The sequence below is a fragment of the Portibacter lacus genome, from assembly GCF_021533215.1.
Classification (GTDB): domain Bacteria; phylum Bacteroidota; class Bacteroidia; order Chitinophagales; family Saprospiraceae; genus Portibacter; species Portibacter lacus.
The window spans coordinates 74,874-91,397 of sequence record NZ_JAJNKA010000006.1; the positions used below are offsets into that span (position 1 = coordinate 74,874).

Consider the following 16,524-nt stretch of genomic DNA (forward strand, 5'->3'; position numbering starts at 1 on the left):
GTTTCATAGTGCAGAGAAGACATTTTATAACATCTATATGGTCAACCAAGACATATAATATATTACAGAATCAAATTCAAGATCTAGAATTACATTTTTACCATATTACTAACACTAGTCGTATATTAATATGGATCCCAAATTTCTTTTATTTAGTTTGTCGTTATTACTAAGTCCTTTTCTTAAAGGCCAAAACCCTAATATAATAGGGGAATTAATGAAATGGCATAAGGTTACCCTCCAGTTCGATGGTCCAGAAACCAGTGAAACGTCCACTCCGAATCCTTTTTCAGATTACCGATTAGAAGTAACATTTACAAAAGGAAGTATAACTTACAAAGTTCCAGGCTATTACGCATCCGATGGTAATGCAAGTGAAACTAGAGCAGCGAGTGGTAATTAAATTGGAGGATCTTAAGATTAAAGGTAAGCTGATTAATAATCACATTCTAAGTTTGGATGGGGTAGAGTTCGATGGTCAATTTGAGAATTATGGTATCTTAAAAATTTTGCCTTCCTTACCAGTAAGATTCGTAAATACAGATCTGGAATAGTTTTAAGTATTTTTCATAGATAAGAAAAATGCCTGCCTTCTAGTGTGTTTAGTAGTTTGAATATTTCTGGATGAATAAAAAAAACGAAATTTAAACACCAAACTGTGTCAAATGATGGTCTAAATGTTTAGAAAATAAAACGTTCCATTCGTCGGTGCTCAGATTACCGAATGATACAGAAGTCTTGCCGTCGAAATGTTTCGAACCTAATTCATGCGTTTTCTTTAGATTAGCGATCAAAGCTGCTTTTTCCTTCTCATACTCCCTTTCATCTGTAATTAAAAAGTCAGGTGCTGTTCTAGAATTTTTTGGATAAGGCTTAGGACCAACGACTGCTTTTTTAGCTAAAAGTGAAATCATGAACGTTTTAAACTTTCCAGAAATAGGATACTTAGCGGTAAGCGCCATATCATATGCAACATTGCAATGAGCTAACATCTGTGCAACATCCATCTTACCCCATTGTGGTTTGGTTTCTGGAGTCAAATTTGATATTCTTTCTAAAGTTTCGTCTAGCCCGTCCTGTGCAAAAAGATTTCTAATCGTCATAGGTTTCATATTTGTTTGGATAAAAGTACAGAAACAAAAGTTAATCAAATATTAATTTTCATCTTTTATAATTAGCCCGCTAATGATATTAGTATCTTGCAGTCTGACATTATAGTAATGAAAATAGGACTTTACGTATTTTTAATTTTGATGATAAGCCTAAGTTGTAATCGGGAACAAAGACAACTGGAAGCTCTTGTGGAAGATATTTTACCTGGAGAATGGGATATTTTATCATTTGAATTTAATGGCGTTTATAAAAACCATGAAAAAGATGAAGTATATCCCTCGGATACTACTTTTTATGATTTAGGCAGCATATTAATTCCTGAATTTGAAATGGATACTTTAGCCCTGAACGGAGGAGGAAACGGTGTCGGAATCGATTGTCATATTATTGCTTTGGGTAGTTCAGAGACTTTTAAGATAGAACGATTATTTACAGCTGGAGATGAACTGGTTATGGCTTATTTTAGAACAAAAGGAAGTGGGATTTTTCCGGTAAATACGGAATTGACAAATTTGATTGAATTCTCAGATTTGTTTTGGCAAAATATGTATATGAATATTGAAAATAAGAATCTTGTAAATTTTATATCTACCAATAATGAAAGGATCATTCTGACTTTACAGAGAAGGAAATAGCACTTATCCGATCGTAATATTCTCCGCAGGAATTAACAGTCTAATCTTCCTTGCCGCTTCCGCAGATGTTTCATAGAATGACTTCTTAAATGGAATTTCATGTTGCTCCTTCGTCCAGTTATTTTTACCATAAATTCCATCCAACATCGCATGTGTTAATCGCTTGATTTCATTGTGATCCTTGATGGCATATTGATTCTCATTTCTGCGGTCACTCTTGGGCTTAATTTCTAACCATCCGTCTTTTTCCTTTTTCGCATTGGCAAATGTAAGTAGCAATTCATATGGAGCATTACTAAGCATAAACTGAACTTCTGATTTTCCAGGATAGCCATCTAGTTTAACACTTTTATCCTTTATGAAAATTTTAAAAGCTCCGGGAATAGCGACAACTTTTTCAGATAAATCTTTCACCCAACTTAAAGCCAGTGCAAAGAATAGCATGATCAATGTACTTTTAAATATCGCAGAAAATAAACGCATATCTAGTTCATTTCCAGTTAGTTTGTATACTTGAGCTGCGAAAGTAATGACGATGCATGCGACGGATAACCAAGCTAGTAGTTTTAATCTTCTTTTAGCAAATGACTCCCATAGCACCCAACCTAGAAAAGCTAGGGTCAAGATAGAATAATATACATCTAGCTCACTCATTAATCCATAAGAAGACGATCTCATCATCTTGCTCAAAGTCGGAAGGATAGAAAATACAAAAGGTAATCCGATGATATAAATCCAGTATTTAGACTTGATAATCGGTTTGATTCGCTCAGGAATATACTTGAACCAGGGAAGTGATAGGAGAATAAAAAAGCTATTCGCAAGAGAAAATATGCTAGCTAATCCATTTAAAATTTGTGCATCCTCGAAAACTCCGATTGAAAAGAGAATCTCTGCTACTCCTGTTAATGACCAGCAAAGTACGGAAAGTGCAAGCCATATCTGGCTGTAATCGTTTTTCAGTCGTCCTAAGTGCCACCAAATTGACATTAAAGCAAGAAATGCAAAACAACAAGTAACTGCTTGCCACCAGCCATAAAAATTAAGGGTTGCATGTGCTAAGTCACCCACCTATATATGTTCCTTGAATCGCTCAATAGAAATGTCACCGACTGCAGAAATGATGTTTTGCTTGAATTCACCCTTTGTGTCTAGTAATATATAGTTCGGATAATTTCTTATTCCAAAATGTTCCCGATACGCCATACTTAATCTACGATCTAAGTATATATGATCCCCGACTAGCTTATCTCGCTTGATGATTTTCTTCCACTCATTAGCATTTGAACTCATACCAGCACACAAATAGACCACGTGGACATCCATTTCTAGCAGTTCTTTTTTCTTGGCAGGGCTATTCTTGAAATCCGATAAACATGGTCCACAAAATGTGCCCCATAAGTCTAATATCACTGCCTTTCCTTGGTATTTGGACTTAAGTGCGTCTAGCAACTCCACAATGTCTTCATGCGTTCCATTATACAGTGTCGCCCCGAAATCTAGATTCTCGACAAACTGTCCTAGACTATCTGTACTTGTTACAAATTCTACATCATCAGCTTTGTTAGAATACATATTTCCTGCAGCAATCATAGACCCAACAACCAGAATACCTATTATAATCTTGAACATATCAATTCATTTTGTTATTACAATAACAAATATACAACTTATGGACCAAATTGCATTAGTGACCGGCGCAAACAGAGGACTTGGCTTAGGCGTCGTGAAAAAATTACTTCAACTAGGATATACCGTCATTCTAACGAGTCGGGATCAGGTGAAAGGGCAGGAAGCAATAGAAGAATTAGACATTGACAAAAATAAGCTGTACTTCCAGCAGTTAGATGTAAGCTCTAGCGAAAGTATTAATAGATGTTTCGACTGGGTGAACACAAAATTCGGAAAATTAGATGTGCTTGTCAATAATGCTGGAATTAATTATGATACTTGGCAGAATGCAATGAATGCGGATCTACAAGAATGCCATAAAACGATGATGGTGAATCTCTTCGGACCATGGGAAATGGCCCAGAAATTCTACCCACTAATGGAGAAGAATGGATTTGGCAGAATTGTCAATGTGTCAAGCGGAGCTGGATCATTAACCAATGAAGAAATAGGAACGCCTGGATATAGTATTTCTAAAGCAGCGCTAAACATGCTGACGATTAAGCTTGCTGGCCAAGCTAAAGGGAGTGGGGTGTTGATTAATGCAGTTTCTCCTGGATGGGTACGAACAGATATGGGCGGTGAAGATGCTGATCGGAGTATTGCTGAAGGAGCTGAAAGTATTGTATGGGCAGTGACCATTCCTGATGATGGCCCGCATGGTGGCTTTTTTAAAGATGGGAAGCGTTTAAATTGGTAGCAAGAAAATGTCCCATACTGAAGCAGGCTTGGAGAAGAAAACCGCCAGTAGGTGCATTCCAGTCTACCATTTCACCGACACAATAATGGCTAGGCTTTGCACGAAGCTGAAAATGCTCATCTAAATCTTTAACATGAATTCCCCCTGTCGTAGAAATCGCTTCTTCTATGGGTGCTGCAGATACAATCTGAATTGGCAGTTTTTTAATGAAACCGGCAAGGATGTCGGACTGAGTCCATTCTTCTTTTGTGAGCTTGTTTCTGAGCAAGTTGATCGCTGTTTTGCTCAATTTTATATCTCTCTTAAGTTTGTTAGCTACATTTTTTTCTGAGGAAGATTTTAGTTTTTCTAATACTTCTGACTGGCTTAGGTGGGTTTTCAGGTCAATGTAAATACTCGCATTTCCAATAAGTAATTGCTCTTGAATTCGCTGGCTATGTGCATAAATTGCATTTCCTTCTATACCAAATTTAGTTAAAACAACTTCACCTTTAATTTCTATGTTATTACATTGTATTGATATGTTTTTCAATGGTTTACCTTCTATGAATGAAAGTAGATCTTTGTCCCATTTTACTTCGAAAGCACAATTCGCAGACTTGAATGGTATGATGTTGTCAAAGTACTTCGTCCACTTCCCATCTGACCCTGTTACTGACCAGCTGGCTCCGCCTAATGCATAAACGACGATATCTGCTTCGATGTTATTTTTCCATTCAACGCCATATTCTATTCGAACCTTATTTTGCTCTAAACGAGTTAGTATTGCCCTTAGCACTTCGATAGGTTTAATTCCTTTCTCAGGAAATATTCGATTGCTTGAACCTTCGAAAGTTGGAATCCCTATTTTTAGTAACCAAGCTCTGAAATCTTCATTAGTGAAATTTCGAAGTGCTTGATCTAGAAAACCTCTAGGTGTATATTGCTGAATCAGCAGATCCACAGGCATACCATGAGTGAGATTAAATCCACCCTTTCCAGCGACGAGAAATTTGCGGCCTAAGGCTTTATTCTTCTCATAAATAGTAACCGCATATTTGCTGGTGTCTAGAAAACATCCAAGTGCCATTGCTGCGGGTCCTCCGCCTATAATTGCGACACTTTTCACAATTCTACTATTCTACCTTCACGGACTGAAGTATCAGCTGCAAGCACAATTTTAAGACTATTAATGGCGTCATTTAGATGCTCATCCAAGTTTACATTCTCTCGAATGGCTTGAAGGAAGAAAGCTTGCTCGAGGTCACAAAGTTCTTGATGATTAGGTTCAGTCTCTGTATTAATATATTCATCCAATTTTTCACCGTCTGTATGGTGAAAGAGGAGTTGAGAAGTTTTCACATGATCTTCTATGTCGGAACTCTTGGTTTCAGGTTCTATAATGCTGACGCTTCCTTCAGGTCCGATGACATCTTTAACAAAATATGCCGTTTTGCTCATCATCGGTCCCCATCCTGACTCATACCATCCGATAGATCCATCCGCGAAGGTGACTTGGAGCATTCCGTAATTGTACATATTCGGGTCTATCTCCGAAGTTAAGTTAACCCCACTTGCATACACTTTGATAGGTTGACTTTTAGTCATCTGGCACATGATATCCACGTAATGGACACCACAATCTACGATCGGTGACATCGAGGCCATGAGCATCTTATGGGTATTCCATAAGTCACCGTAGGATTGTTGATTAAGATTCATCCGCATAACTAGTGGCTTACCAAGTTTCTGTGCCAATGTTATAAACTTAGTCCATGAAGGATGGTGCCTAAGAATATAGCCGATGACTACTTTTTTACTATTCTGATCAGCTGCCTTCTTAATTTTTTCAGCGCCTTCTACTGTAGTTGCCATTGGCTTTTCTAGAAAAATGTGTGCATTATTCTCGATGCTAAATAATGCAATTTCTTCATGGGTGTCTGGATAGGTATTAATAGAAACGGCATCTGGCTTAGTCGTTTTTATGGCCTCCTTATAATCGGAAAAAGTCGCAACGCCTCCTAGTTCCGCTGACAGTTTATTTTTCGCCTCATCTGATCGTGCCACAAGCCCGACTAATTCGAATCCATCATTGTTAAAGTAAGAGATTGCATGAGACTTTCCCATATTACCAACGCCGACGACTAAAACTTTTATTTTTTTCAACTCATTCATTTGCCCAAAATATAAATAATTGTTCAAAAAACTATTTTTTAACTTTAGCCGTTAATTAAGCATATGAGAAACATATTTACAATCTTATCTACGCTATTTGTTTTTAGTCTCTTAGGACAGAACAATCTTCCATTAGAAGTTGAGTTTACCAATTATCTAAATCCCTTAACTGGCGGTTTTGAATCTCCACAGATTCAGCAAATTAACCTGAATGATGACGGGATGCTTGATCTAATGGTCTTTGATCGAAAGGGTAGTGTAATTAGGACATTCGTGTATGATGAATCTAATGAATTCAAGTATCGATATGCACCGGAATATGAAGAAGCGTTTCCTGCGATTCCTTGCTGGGTGAAAGTTCGGGACTTTAATGGTGATGGTGTAGATGATTTATTTACTTGTGGAGTGACGGATCCAGTGACAGGTGTGGAGGTTTTTATAGGAAGCAGAGAAGATGGTAAGTTGAAATTCACGGCATATAATCATCCGAATGGGCCTTATAATATCATTTACTATGAGCGAAATGGAGATCACAAGCAATTGTATGTGGGAAATAACGGAATACCAGGCATCAGAGATGTAGATGGTGATGGAGATGTAGATATTCTAGGATTTCAGCCTTCTGGAGGATATATGTATTACTTTAAGAACATGTCCCTCGAGCGTGGATATGGGTTAGATAGTTTAGTTTTCGAAAGAGTAGACGATTGCTGGGGTAATTTTTATGAAGGTGGTTTGATTCCAGATATTAAGCTTAATGCGGATAATGAATCATGCGCAATACCATTAGGATCTGAAACCGCTTCTACAAGGCATGAAGGAATTACAGTAACCGTATTTGATAAAAATGGAGATGGGGTGCAAGATTTGCTAATCGGCGAAGTGAGTAGTTCTAATCTGATCTATGTAGAAAATGGGGGGACTGTTGATGATGCTTTCGCTACTTTTAAAGAGGTTGACTTTCCAAGTGATGATGTGCCAGTAGATCAGCAAATATTTGTTGGGAGTTTTATTGTAGATGTAGATCAAGATGGCGCGCAAGATATTTTGACTGCACCTAATTCGCAATTTGGGACGAATACGAATCAAATTTCATATTATCGTAATGTGGATTCCAAGTTTAAATTACAGCGCGAGGATTGGTTAGTCGGGGAGAGTGTAGATCTGGGGACTGATTCACATCCTGGGTTTATTGATCATAATGGAGATGGATTATTGGATATTGTCGTCGGATCTTATGGATTAATCGGCATAGATGGCGGCGCACAGACGAGGCTGTTTTTATTCGAGAACAAAGGAACAATTGATATTCCGGTCTATGAATTAGTTGATGATAACTATTTAGATTTTCTTGCATTCTCTGATTTTGATAAGTCTTATTCCCCAAGTTTCGGCGATCTGGATGGAGATTTAGATCTAGATATGATTCTGGGTACTTTAAGTGGTGACTTTATTTACCTGGAGAATACAGCTGGAGTAGGGAATCCAGTCTCATTTGCAAACCCGATCTTCGATTATAAGATGTTGGATGCAAAGAATAACACCACTAAAGCAACGATTGCAGATATTAATGATGATGGTCTCGGTGATATCATTGTGGGAGGTAGGAATTCGTATTCATTACCAGAAAGCATAGGTTCTTTTAAGTATTTTCCGAATGAAGGATCTGTGGGTTCTCCTGAATTTTCGAATGATAGTGCTGTTCTAGGTTTAGGAGCGGTCAATGTTAAAGACGCTGGTGTTAGTAGAGTATCAGCTACGCCAAAGTTTTATAGAAATGGTGATCAGATGTTATTGTTTGTTGGAAATGAAACAGGACGAATTGCCGTCTATGAAGTGAAAGAAGATGAACCTTACGAATTGCTATTTTCTGATTTATTAGGTCAATATTATGGCAGGCGTATGACCATTGATGTAGCAGATATCGATAATGATGGTTACCTAGAAATGGTAACAGGAAATGAGAGAGGAGGCTTAAATTTCTTTAATACAGTAGTACAAGTTTCTGGAGAAATATCATCTAAGAAACCAAGTGCAAAACCTTCAGCTTTAAGTGTGTATCCTAATCCTGTAAGATCTCAATTGTTTATTGAGCCTTCCCAGTCTAATGTACATATTTACAATAACTTAGGTCAGTTGGTAGAGGTCTTGAGTGGTAATGTGTCAGAGATAAATGTAACCTCTTATGAGGCAGGTTTTTACTACCTACATACGAAAAATGAAATTGTAAAATTCATCAAGTTAGGAAGGTAAATAGAAATTGAGCAATTAGAATTTTCAAGATGAGCGCTACTGGCAAAATCGTTGTATATCCAATGTTCGGAAGTTTGTTTCCTGCTCGATCATTTGCAAAATCTAAGACTGCTGGTTGATTTGCTGCCATTCCAGATAGAATCGAAAATGGGATCTTAAGGATACGATATCCGATGATTAATAATAAGGCCGTAGAAACGATAACGACTAGGAGCGAAGCCCCGAAAATCTGTAGACCATTTCCACTTGAAAAGGTAGAAATGAAACTATTTCCTGAATTGATTCCTATGCCTGCAAGCAATAGAATGAGAGAAAATTGCCTTAGTGTTAGATTCGCACTATAGGGAAGAACCCACAGAATCGGTCCTGTCCTTCGTAATCCACCTAGGATAATAGAAACGACCAATGGACCACCCGCATAACCTAGGGAAAAAGTGAAACCACCAGGAAAGCTAATTTCAAGCATTCCGATTAGTAGTCCGATCGTAATTCCTAGTCCAAAAGAAAATAAATTGACATGACTTATCTGATCATATGAATCGCCAAAAATGGTTGAAATTTCTTCTACATCTTTTCGCTGGCATACGATCCGAACTCTATCACCCATTTCTATCACCGTATCATTACTTGCAATAAGGTCGATGTCTCCTCGCCTTACTCGGGTAACAATCATATTGTAATGCTCTGTCAAATTCAAAGAAGCAATAGACTTTCCAGCTACCTTTGGATTGGAAACGAAAATTCGTCTTTGGGTATATTGTGAAGTTTCGAATGATATTTTATGCTCATTTTCATGTCCGAGGATTGGGATGACACCTTCTAAGTCTTCTTCATCACCGACGATCATAATTTCATCGCCCTCATTTAGAATCGTGTTCCATGAGGTTAGGCTAGTAACATCTGAACTCTTTATCCTTCCGAATACGATATTCCAAGAATACTTTTTCATCAGATCTCGAATGGACTTGCCGTAGATGTCTGGATTTGCAATGATTACACTCGCATTCGTAGTATTTCTTTCCACTGGATAATCTCTCTTAAGCTTCTTGGCTTCTTCTTTAAAATTGACCTTAAATATTTTTTGGAAAACAACTAATGAGAAGAGAATACCAATTATAGCCATAGGGTAGGCAATGGAGTAACCGACTACCACATTTTCGTTGTATAAAGAAGCTAGAGTTGGGTCTGTTACTTTGTTATTGATGATATCAATAATGGAGGCTAATGCAGGAGTATTCGTTGTTGCACCTGCAAAGATACCAGCAGCCATGGCTTTATCTAAGTCTAAGAAATGGTAAACACCATATACTAGGATCGCGGAAATAATTAGCATGCAAGCTATGAAGATCATGTCTTTGAAACCTCTTAGCTTAAAGGCTCTAAAGAATCCTGTAGCACTCTGAAGTCCCACCGTGTATACGAAAACTACAAGTCCAAGCAGTACAATGATTTGTGGAATCTTGATTTCTGGATTCAGAGCACCGAAAAATAAGCCTACGAATAAAACTCCTGATACTCCAAAATTAATCCCTTTTACCTTAATGTTCCCTATTGCATAGCCTATAGCAGCTACAATGAACAATAGTAATAAAGGATTCTCAACGAATATTTTCATACCGCAAACTTACGACTAAAAAACAGGTGAAAAAATTAAATTTGGCTAGAATAAAGATCAGTGATGTTAAAAGGACCTGAATCAAAGAGTCCTTTATCACTTAATTTTAATTCTGGAATGACTAATAACGCACAGAATGATAAAGTCATGAAGGGAGAAACCAATGAAGATCCTAATTGTTTTGCCTCCTGGTCTATTTTTTCATATTTGTCTGCAACAAGATAGCCATCTTCACTAGACATAATACCTGCGATAGGAAGCGGAAGCACTGCTGTAGATTTAGCAGAGGCCAATGAAACACCACCTTTAGACTCTATGATTAGGTTAATTGCGGTGACTATGGATTCGTCATTCGTACCCACTGCAATAATATTATGAGAGTCATGAGCAACGCAGGAAGCAATGGCACCTTCTTTTATACCGAAGCCATGAACAAAGCCGATTGCAGGTGGAGCTGTATGGTACCTATTCACTACAACCATCTTAAGGTAATCTTTTGATAGATCAGGACTTAGCTGGCCGTTATTGTTTAATACTTGGTCAATTATTTTCTTAGTAACCAGTTGCCCATCTTCTACTTTAATAATCTTAACGGGAAGTCTTTTATCTGCAAGTTGAATCTGCTTAACCTGTATAGGAGCGCAATTGAAATTATTAATGATGTCTGATTCAACACTTGGAATGAAAGATTGACCATTTTCCGCCACCTTTTCACCGTTGATATAGGTTGCATTCACTTTGAAATTGACTAAGTCTTCGACAATACAGAAGTCAGCAGCATCATTAACTTGTAGTAAGCCCATATCGATTTTATAATGCTGGACTGGTGTTAATGAGCAAGCTTTAAGGACATTCATGATATTGCAGCCATTAGCGACTGCTCTCATTGCTAGTTGGTTAATGTGGCCTTTCGCTAGATCGTTGGGATGCTTGTCATCAGAACAAAGCATGATCTGATCAGGAAATTCATCGATTAATTCCCAGAGTGCATTGAAGTTTTTCGCTGCGCTACCTTCTCGGATAAGAATTTTCATGCCGAACTTCAATTTGTCTAAAGCTTCGTCTTTCGTAAAGCATTCATGATCGGTGTAGATGCCAGCAGATATGTATTGTTTCGCATCCTTACCTCTTAAGCCAGGTGCGTGTCCATCCACCGATTTATTTAACTTCAGCGCAAGATTTATTTTATCCATGACCAGCGGGTCTCTATGGAGCACTCCTGGATAATTCATCATTTCCGCTAGATATTTCACTTCTGGCCAGCTTAGGATTTCTTCTAAGTCTGACAAATCTATTTCAGCACCTGCTGTTTCGAAAGATGTTGCAGGAACACAAGATGGTGCTCCGAAACAAAACTTGAAAGGTGTTTCTAATCCATTATCAATCATGAACCGAACGCCTTCTTTTCCTAATACATTTCCGATTTCATGTGGATCAGAAACGGTCGCAATAGTTCCGTGACAAACTGCCATTCTTGCAAATTCAGATGGAATAAGCATAGAACTTTCTATGTGAACATGTGCATCGACAAACCCAGGGATGATGTAGCGCTTCGGTGCGTTCTGAAGTTCTTGAATGTTTTTAATCTGACCACTTTCGATGGTGATTTCTCCAGGAAAAATCCTAGATGCTACAACGTCAACAATTTGTCCTTTTATTTTCATCTTGCTCCGAATAATAAACTACCGATTCTAATCATTGTACTGCCTTCTTCTATGGCAATCTTGTAGTCTCCTGACATGCCCATGGAAATTTCATTAAATCCGGGATCGTTTTTAAAGTGGGTTGCCTTTATTTCGTTGTTATAGAGCACTAAGTTTTTGAATTCGTTTCTTACTTGATCCGTATCTTCTGTGAATGTCGCCATTCCCATTACACCTTTGAAATTAAGGTTAGGATACTTCTGTACGTCAAGGTGCTTTACTAAATCATCAAATTCAAATCCATATTTTGTTTCTTCCTTCGCAATCTTAAGTTGAAGCAAAACATTTATCTTTCTGTTATTCTTAGCAGCTTCTTGATCAATAATTCCTAAAAGTTTGAAACTATCTGCTGACTCGATCATATGGACAAAGGGAGCAATGTCTTTAGTTTTTTTAGATTGTAAGTGGCCAATAAAGTGCCATTCTATATCTTTGGGAAGATGCTTATGTTTTTCTACTAATTCAGTAACTCTGTTTTCTCCAAATATTCTTTGACCTTTATGGTAAAGGTCTTCAATCGCACTTTCAGGTTTTGTTTTAGAAACGGCGACTAGGGTAGCTTTCAGTTGAGATAATTCTTTAAAATAATCCATATAACTCACTGTCTACCATGTTAATAATCTTTCCGAAATCTTCAGGATTGTTTTTGAAATCCATGTTGTCTGTTTCGATGACTAACAATTTACCGTTGGTATAGTTTGAAATCCAACGTTCATATTTGTCGTTAAGACGTTTCAGATAATCAAGGCTCATATTTCCTTCATAATCTCGCCCCCTCGTTTGGATGTGGGAAACAAGAGTAGAAATAGAAGCTTTCAGGTAGATCATTAAATCTGGAGCGCCTACTTGGTCAGCCATGGTTCTAAACAAGGTGAAATAGTTTTCGAAATCACGTTTTGCCATTAAGCCCATATCATGAAGATTCGGAGCGAAAATGTAAGCATCTTCGTATATCGTCCTATCCTGGATAACTGTTTTGTTACCATTCTTTATTTCGATGAGTTGCTGATACCGACTGTTCAAGAAATAAATCTGAAGATTAAATGACCATCTCTGCATGTCATTGTAGAAATCGCTTAAGTACGGATTCGTATTGGTGTCTTCGTAGTGCACTTCCCATCCGTAATGTTTTGCTAATTTTTCAGAAAGCGTGGTTTTTCCAGCTCCAATATTTCCTGCAATAGCGACGTGCTTGATTTGTTTCTTTTCCATAATTCAATGTAAGGGCGCTAAAATACAATTTGTGTAGAAACTCGACATATGAAAACAGAACAGATTGTTACGATGTGGATAACTTTTGAAATTTGATTACTTTTACGGAATGGAAATTAATGATGAATTAATCAATAAGTTAGAGCACCTTTCTAAACTTTCGCTTTCAGAAGCGGAACGTGAGATCATGAAAAAAGATCTTGGGAATATATTGCAGATGGTTGATAAGATACAAGAAGTGGATACTTCTAATGTAGAACCGCTGATGCATGTTAATGAAGATGTCAATGTGCTAAGGGAGGATGTCGCGCGAAATGAAATTACAAATGAAGAAGCTTTAAGAAATGCTCCTTCATCTTCAGCGCCATATATTTCTGTTCCTAAAGTCATTGACATAAAATAAGTAAGCTGTGAAAATATATACTAAAACAGGTGATGCTGGTGAAACAGGACTATTCGGAGGTAAGCGTGTTTCGAAAGACAGCTTACGAATAGAAGCTTATGGTACTACAGATGAGTTAAATGCATTTATTGGTCAGTTGATATCAAGTCAAGATATTCAATCAGTTAGGTCATTCTTAGTCAAGATCCAGAATGAGATATTTATAATGGGTTCAATGTTGTCGATGCCTTCTGATCAGAATTTTGATATTCCTATCATTAGTGAATCAGACATTGAAGATATAGAGGTAGAGATAGATCGAATGGAGAAAAAACTAGCACCGCTGAAGAATTTTATATTGCCATCAGGAAGCGCAGCGATAAGTTCTAGTCATATTTGCAGAACTATTTCACGTCGGGCGGAAAGAAGAGTGGTTACGCTAGAACAATCTGAAGAGATAAATCCTTTAATAAAGAAATACTTGAATCGGCTTTCGGATTACTTTTTTGTTCTCTCTCGTTATATTGCAGTAGAAACGGGAGTAGAAGAAACCATATGGAGGCCTAAAAAATAAGCTTTAATGGATTACGATGTAATTATTATTGGTGGAGGTCCGACAGGACTTAATTGTGCTATAGCAGCTCATAAGGAAAATTTATCATACCTCATTATAGAGAAAGGTGTTTTGGTTAATTCCATTTATCACTTTCCGATAAATATGACGTTTTTTTCAACTTCTCCAGTGCTAGAAATAGGAGGTATTCCTTTCATCTCACATGGTGATAAGCCGACTCGAAGAGAAGCATTGGAGTATTATCGGAGAATTGTAGAGACCTTTGATATGAATATCCATCTTCTGGAGGAAGTAAAGAATATTGCTGAAAAGGAAGCCGGTTTCGATGTGGTTACTAATAAAGGTCAATATTCGAGTGCGAATATCATCGTATCTACTGGATATTATGATACACCCCGATTGCTTGACATCCCAGGAGAACAACTTCCGAAAGTGAAGCATTACTACGATGATCCTCATGTATATATCGGTATGGATGTTTTGGTAATCGGCGCTGCAAATTCTGCATGTGATGTGGCTTTAGAATGTCATTATAAGGGCGCTAATGTAACCATGGCGGTGAGAGGTGATGATTTATATGCAAAGGTGAAGTATTGGATTCGACCGAATATTGAGAATCGAATAAAGGAAGGATCAATAAAAGCATATTTTAATACGACGGTAAAGGAGATAAAAGACGGCAGTGTTATATTGGTAACTCCAGAAGGAGAAATAGAGATTAAAAATGATTTCGTTTTAGCCATGACTGGATATCTCCCTGATTACAATTTTCTGAGGAAGCTTGGGCTAGAGGTGAATACGGAAGAAAACTGTGTTCCTGCTCATAATGATGAGTCTTTAGAATCCAATATTCCAGGAGTTTATGTGGCTGGTGTTATTTGTGCTGGATTAAGAACGAATAAGCTATTCATTGAGAATACGCGGGATCATGGGGAAAAGATTATTTCTGATATTGTAAAGAAAAGGGAACATGCTGAGGTGGTTTAATACCACTAAATGTGGAGATTGATAGTTGAATTTCTCGCACTGAAATACGAGGTCCATTTAACAGTTCAGTTAGAAGTTGAAGTTCAATTCAGCATACAAATTTGTACAGCTTTGTAGCGATCACAATGACTAAAGTCTCGCACTGAAGTACGAGGTCCTATGGGTATTGATTTAATGAAAGAAATATAAGTCCTAGTGGAAGTACAGCTTTGTAACGATGAGATTGACGAAAGTCTCGCACTGAAATTCGAGGGTCATTACAAGAAAAAACGAGGCTAATCACAATTGACCAGCCTCGTTCATTTATTCAAATAACAAAATCTATATGGATTATTTATCTATCGATCCTAACACTCGCTTCATAAATCCATTCAATGCATCTTTCTGCGTTGCTCCTTTTTCAATTTCGCTCTGCACTTCCATTGCACCATAAAGATTAGACAACAACTCACCGATGACATCTAATTCTTCATCTTTTAACGTTTCCACCTCCGTTACAGATTCTAGCGTCTCGATGGTTTCTTGTAAATAATCCGCATCCTTTTCCGCTGCAAAATTGATCAACTGCTTAATTACTGGCAACTTCATCTACTAGATTTTTTAACAAATCAAATTTATTTGTCTGTACTTGATTAACCAATTGTCCATTCTTAAATGTTGCAAACGTTGGTAAATTATCAACATTGGCAAACTTCCTAGAGTTAGGGAATTTTTCTGCATCAACGATTACAAAAGCTGCATCCTTATTTTCACCAGCTAGCTTCTTGAACTTTGGCTTCATAATTCTACAATTTCCACACCATCCAGCTGAATATTGAACAACAACTGTTTCGTTTTCGCCAATAACTGCGTCTAAATTATCTTGATTTAATTCTTGTACCATCTTATTATTTTTTAGTTCATGCTTAAATACTCAGCAACACCTGATGCATTCGCATCCATTGCTTGCTTACCTTCTTCCCAGTTCGCAGGACATACTTCTCCTTTTTCTTGAACATGTGTGAAAGCATCGATAAGTCTTAAGTATTCATTCACATTTCTACCAATCGGCATGTGGTTAATTCCTTCGTGGAAAACAACTCCGTCTTCATCAATTAAGTATGTTGCTCTATAGGTAACATTATCACCTTCTAGTAAAGTAAGTCCGTCTTTCTCTACAACAGTTGTATCAAGAATACCCAATGTACTTGCTAGATTTCTATTAGAATCTGCTAGTAAATTATAAGTAATGCCTTCGATTCCTCCGTTATCTTTTGCTGTGCTTAACCATGCAAAATGAACTTCAGGTGTGTCACATGATGCACCAATAACGATTGTGTTTCTTTTATCGAATTCTCCTAATGCTGCTTGGAAAGCATGTAATTCTGTTGGGCAAACAAAAGTGAAGTCTTTAGGATACCAAAACAATAGAACTTTCTTCTTGTTCTTTGCTGCTTCCTCGAAAACATTAACTTGGATTGTATCTCCCATTTCGTTCATTGCGTTAACTTCCATATTTGGAAATTTTTTCCCTACAAATGCCATA

The 16,524-nt window shown here is 37.4% G+C and carries 20 protein-coding genes; 8 read left to right on the top strand and 12 right to left on the bottom strand.

Going from position 1 to position 16,524, the window contains the following annotated elements; genetic code table 11:
- Positions 1-217: 217 nt before the first annotated feature.
- Both L2586_RS11445 and L2586_RS11450 read left to right on the top strand, forming a co-directional pair.
- Positions 218-403 carry a DUF5060 domain-containing protein gene (locus L2586_RS11445; RefSeq protein ID WP_235293033.1) on the top strand — a complete coding sequence of 62 codons (186 nt, stop codon included), beginning with the start codon at positions 218-220 and terminating at the stop codon, positions 401-403.
- Positions 393-554: a hypothetical protein gene (locus L2586_RS11450; protein ID WP_235293034.1), complete on the top strand. Its 162-nt coding sequence runs from the start codon at positions 393-395 to the stop codon at positions 552-554. Before L2586_RS11445 ends, L2586_RS11450 begins: the two co-directional genes overlap by 11 nt.
- 90 nt (positions 555-644) lie before the next feature.
- Here L2586_RS11450 and L2586_RS11455 read toward each other — a convergent pair whose 3' ends face one another.
- Positions 645-1,103, bottom strand: coding sequence for a DUF1569 domain-containing protein (locus tag L2586_RS11455; RefSeq protein WP_235293035.1), 459 nt, complete (start codon positions 1,101-1,103; stop codon positions 645-647).
- Between the two features lie 117 nt (positions 1,104-1,220).
- On the opposite strand from L2586_RS11455, the gene L2586_RS11460 reads away from it, so the two are divergent.
- On the top strand, positions 1,221-1,748 hold the full coding sequence (locus tag L2586_RS11460) for a hypothetical protein (RefSeq protein ID WP_235293036.1): 528 nt from the start codon (positions 1,221-1,223) through the stop codon (positions 1,746-1,748).
- A 3-nt stretch (positions 1,749-1,751) separates the two neighbouring features.
- On the opposite strand, the gene L2586_RS11465 is transcribed toward L2586_RS11460, so the two are convergent.
- On the bottom strand, positions 1,752-2,819 hold the full coding sequence (locus L2586_RS11465; RefSeq protein WP_235293037.1) for a hypothetical protein: 1,068 nt from the start codon (positions 2,817-2,819) through the stop codon (positions 1,752-1,754).
- Positions 2,820-3,380 (bottom strand): TlpA family protein disulfide reductase, encoded by a 561-nt coding sequence (locus L2586_RS11470; RefSeq protein WP_235293038.1) that lies wholly within the window; start codon positions 3,378-3,380, stop codon positions 2,820-2,822. It abuts the gene before it with no gap.
- Positions 3,381-3,420: 40 nt separating this feature from the next.
- Between L2586_RS11470 and L2586_RS11475 the strand changes: the two genes are divergently transcribed.
- Positions 3,421-4,119, top strand: coding sequence for an SDR family oxidoreductase (locus tag L2586_RS11475; RefSeq protein ID WP_235293039.1), 699 nt, complete (start codon positions 3,421-3,423; stop codon positions 4,117-4,119).
- Here the strand turns inward: L2586_RS11475 and L2586_RS11480 are convergent.
- Positions 4,091-5,227: a BaiN/RdsA family NAD(P)/FAD-dependent oxidoreductase gene (locus L2586_RS11480; RefSeq protein WP_235293040.1), complete on the bottom strand. Its 1,137-nt coding sequence runs from the start codon at positions 5,225-5,227 to the stop codon at positions 4,091-4,093. The genes L2586_RS11475 and L2586_RS11480 overlap by 29 nt on opposite strands.
- On the bottom strand, positions 5,224-6,300 hold the full coding sequence (locus L2586_RS11485; RefSeq protein ID WP_235293041.1) for a Gfo/Idh/MocA family protein: 1,077 nt from the start codon (positions 6,298-6,300) through the stop codon (positions 5,224-5,226). The genes L2586_RS11480 and L2586_RS11485 overlap by 4 nt, the downstream gene beginning before the upstream one ends.
- 36 nt (positions 6,301-6,336) lie before the next feature.
- On the opposite strand from L2586_RS11485, the gene L2586_RS11490 reads away from it, so the two are divergent.
- Positions 6,337-8,526: an FG-GAP-like repeat-containing protein gene (locus L2586_RS11490; protein ID WP_235293042.1), complete on the top strand. Its 2,190-nt coding sequence runs from the start codon at positions 6,337-6,339 to the stop codon at positions 8,524-8,526.
- On the opposite strand, the gene L2586_RS11495 is transcribed toward L2586_RS11490, so the two are convergent.
- Genes L2586_RS11495 through L2586_RS11510 form a run of 4 tightly spaced genes read right to left on the bottom strand, consistent with a single transcriptional unit; the run spans position 8,510 to position 13,056 of the window.
- Complete coding sequence (locus tag L2586_RS11495) at positions 8,510-10,141, bottom strand: aspartate:alanine exchanger family transporter (RefSeq protein ID WP_235293043.1); 1,632 nt, start codon at positions 10,139-10,141, stop codon at positions 8,510-8,512. The genes L2586_RS11490 and L2586_RS11495 overlap by 17 nt on opposite strands.
- Before the next feature lie 35 nt (positions 10,142-10,176).
- The gene (gene ade, locus L2586_RS11500; RefSeq protein WP_235293044.1) at positions 10,177-11,805 is read right to left on the bottom strand and encodes an adenine deaminase; all 1,629 of its coding nucleotides are present in this window, start codon (positions 11,803-11,805) and stop codon (positions 10,177-10,179) included.
- Complete coding sequence (locus L2586_RS11505; protein ID WP_235293045.1) at positions 11,802-12,437, bottom strand: YggS family pyridoxal phosphate-dependent enzyme; 636 nt, start codon at positions 12,435-12,437, stop codon at positions 11,802-11,804. Before L2586_RS11505 ends, ade begins: the two co-directional genes overlap by 4 nt.
- Positions 12,424-13,056 carry a deoxynucleoside kinase gene (locus L2586_RS11510; protein ID WP_235293046.1) on the bottom strand — a complete coding sequence of 211 codons (633 nt, stop codon included), beginning with the start codon at positions 13,054-13,056 and terminating at the stop codon, positions 12,424-12,426. The genes L2586_RS11505 and L2586_RS11510 overlap by 14 nt, the downstream gene beginning before the upstream one ends.
- 85 nt (positions 13,057-13,141) lie before the next feature.
- On the opposite strand from L2586_RS11510, the gene gatC reads away from it, so the two are divergent.
- Genes gatC through L2586_RS11525 form a run of 3 tightly spaced genes read left to right on the top strand, consistent with a single transcriptional unit; the run spans position 13,142 to position 14,999 of the window.
- Positions 13,142-13,459 carry an Asp-tRNA(Asn)/Glu-tRNA(Gln) amidotransferase subunit GatC gene (gatC, locus tag L2586_RS11515; RefSeq protein WP_235293047.1) on the top strand — a complete coding sequence of 106 codons (318 nt, stop codon included), beginning with the start codon at positions 13,142-13,144 and terminating at the stop codon, positions 13,457-13,459.
- 7 nt (positions 13,460-13,466) lie between these two features.
- Positions 13,467-14,012 carry a cob(I)yrinic acid a,c-diamide adenosyltransferase gene (locus tag L2586_RS11520; protein WP_235293048.1) on the top strand — a complete coding sequence of 182 codons (546 nt, stop codon included), beginning with the start codon at positions 13,467-13,469 and terminating at the stop codon, positions 14,010-14,012.
- Positions 14,013-14,018: 6 nt separating this feature from the next.
- Positions 14,019-14,999: a YpdA family putative bacillithiol disulfide reductase gene (locus L2586_RS11525; protein WP_235293049.1), complete on the top strand. Its 981-nt coding sequence runs from the start codon at positions 14,019-14,021 to the stop codon at positions 14,997-14,999.
- A gap of 330 nt (positions 15,000-15,329) precedes the next feature.
- Here the strand turns inward: L2586_RS11525 and L2586_RS11530 are convergent, their stop codons facing one another.
- The 3 genes from L2586_RS11530 to L2586_RS11540 are packed head-to-tail and all read right to left on the bottom strand — an operon-like array spanning position 15,330 to position 16,523.
- A complete protein-coding gene (locus L2586_RS11530) occupies positions 15,330-15,587 on the bottom strand; it encodes a DUF6952 family protein (protein ID WP_235293050.1) in 258 nt (85 codons plus the stop codon).
- Positions 15,568-15,882: a thioredoxin family protein gene (locus tag L2586_RS11535; protein ID WP_235293051.1), complete on the bottom strand. Its 315-nt coding sequence runs from the start codon at positions 15,880-15,882 to the stop codon at positions 15,568-15,570. The genes L2586_RS11530 and L2586_RS11535 overlap by 20 nt, the downstream gene beginning before the upstream one ends.
- Before the next feature lie 11 nt (positions 15,883-15,893).
- Complete coding sequence (locus L2586_RS11540) at positions 15,894-16,523, bottom strand: peroxiredoxin (RefSeq protein ID WP_262914148.1); 630 nt, start codon at positions 16,521-16,523, stop codon at positions 15,894-15,896.
- Position 16,524: the final 1 nt, after the last annotated feature.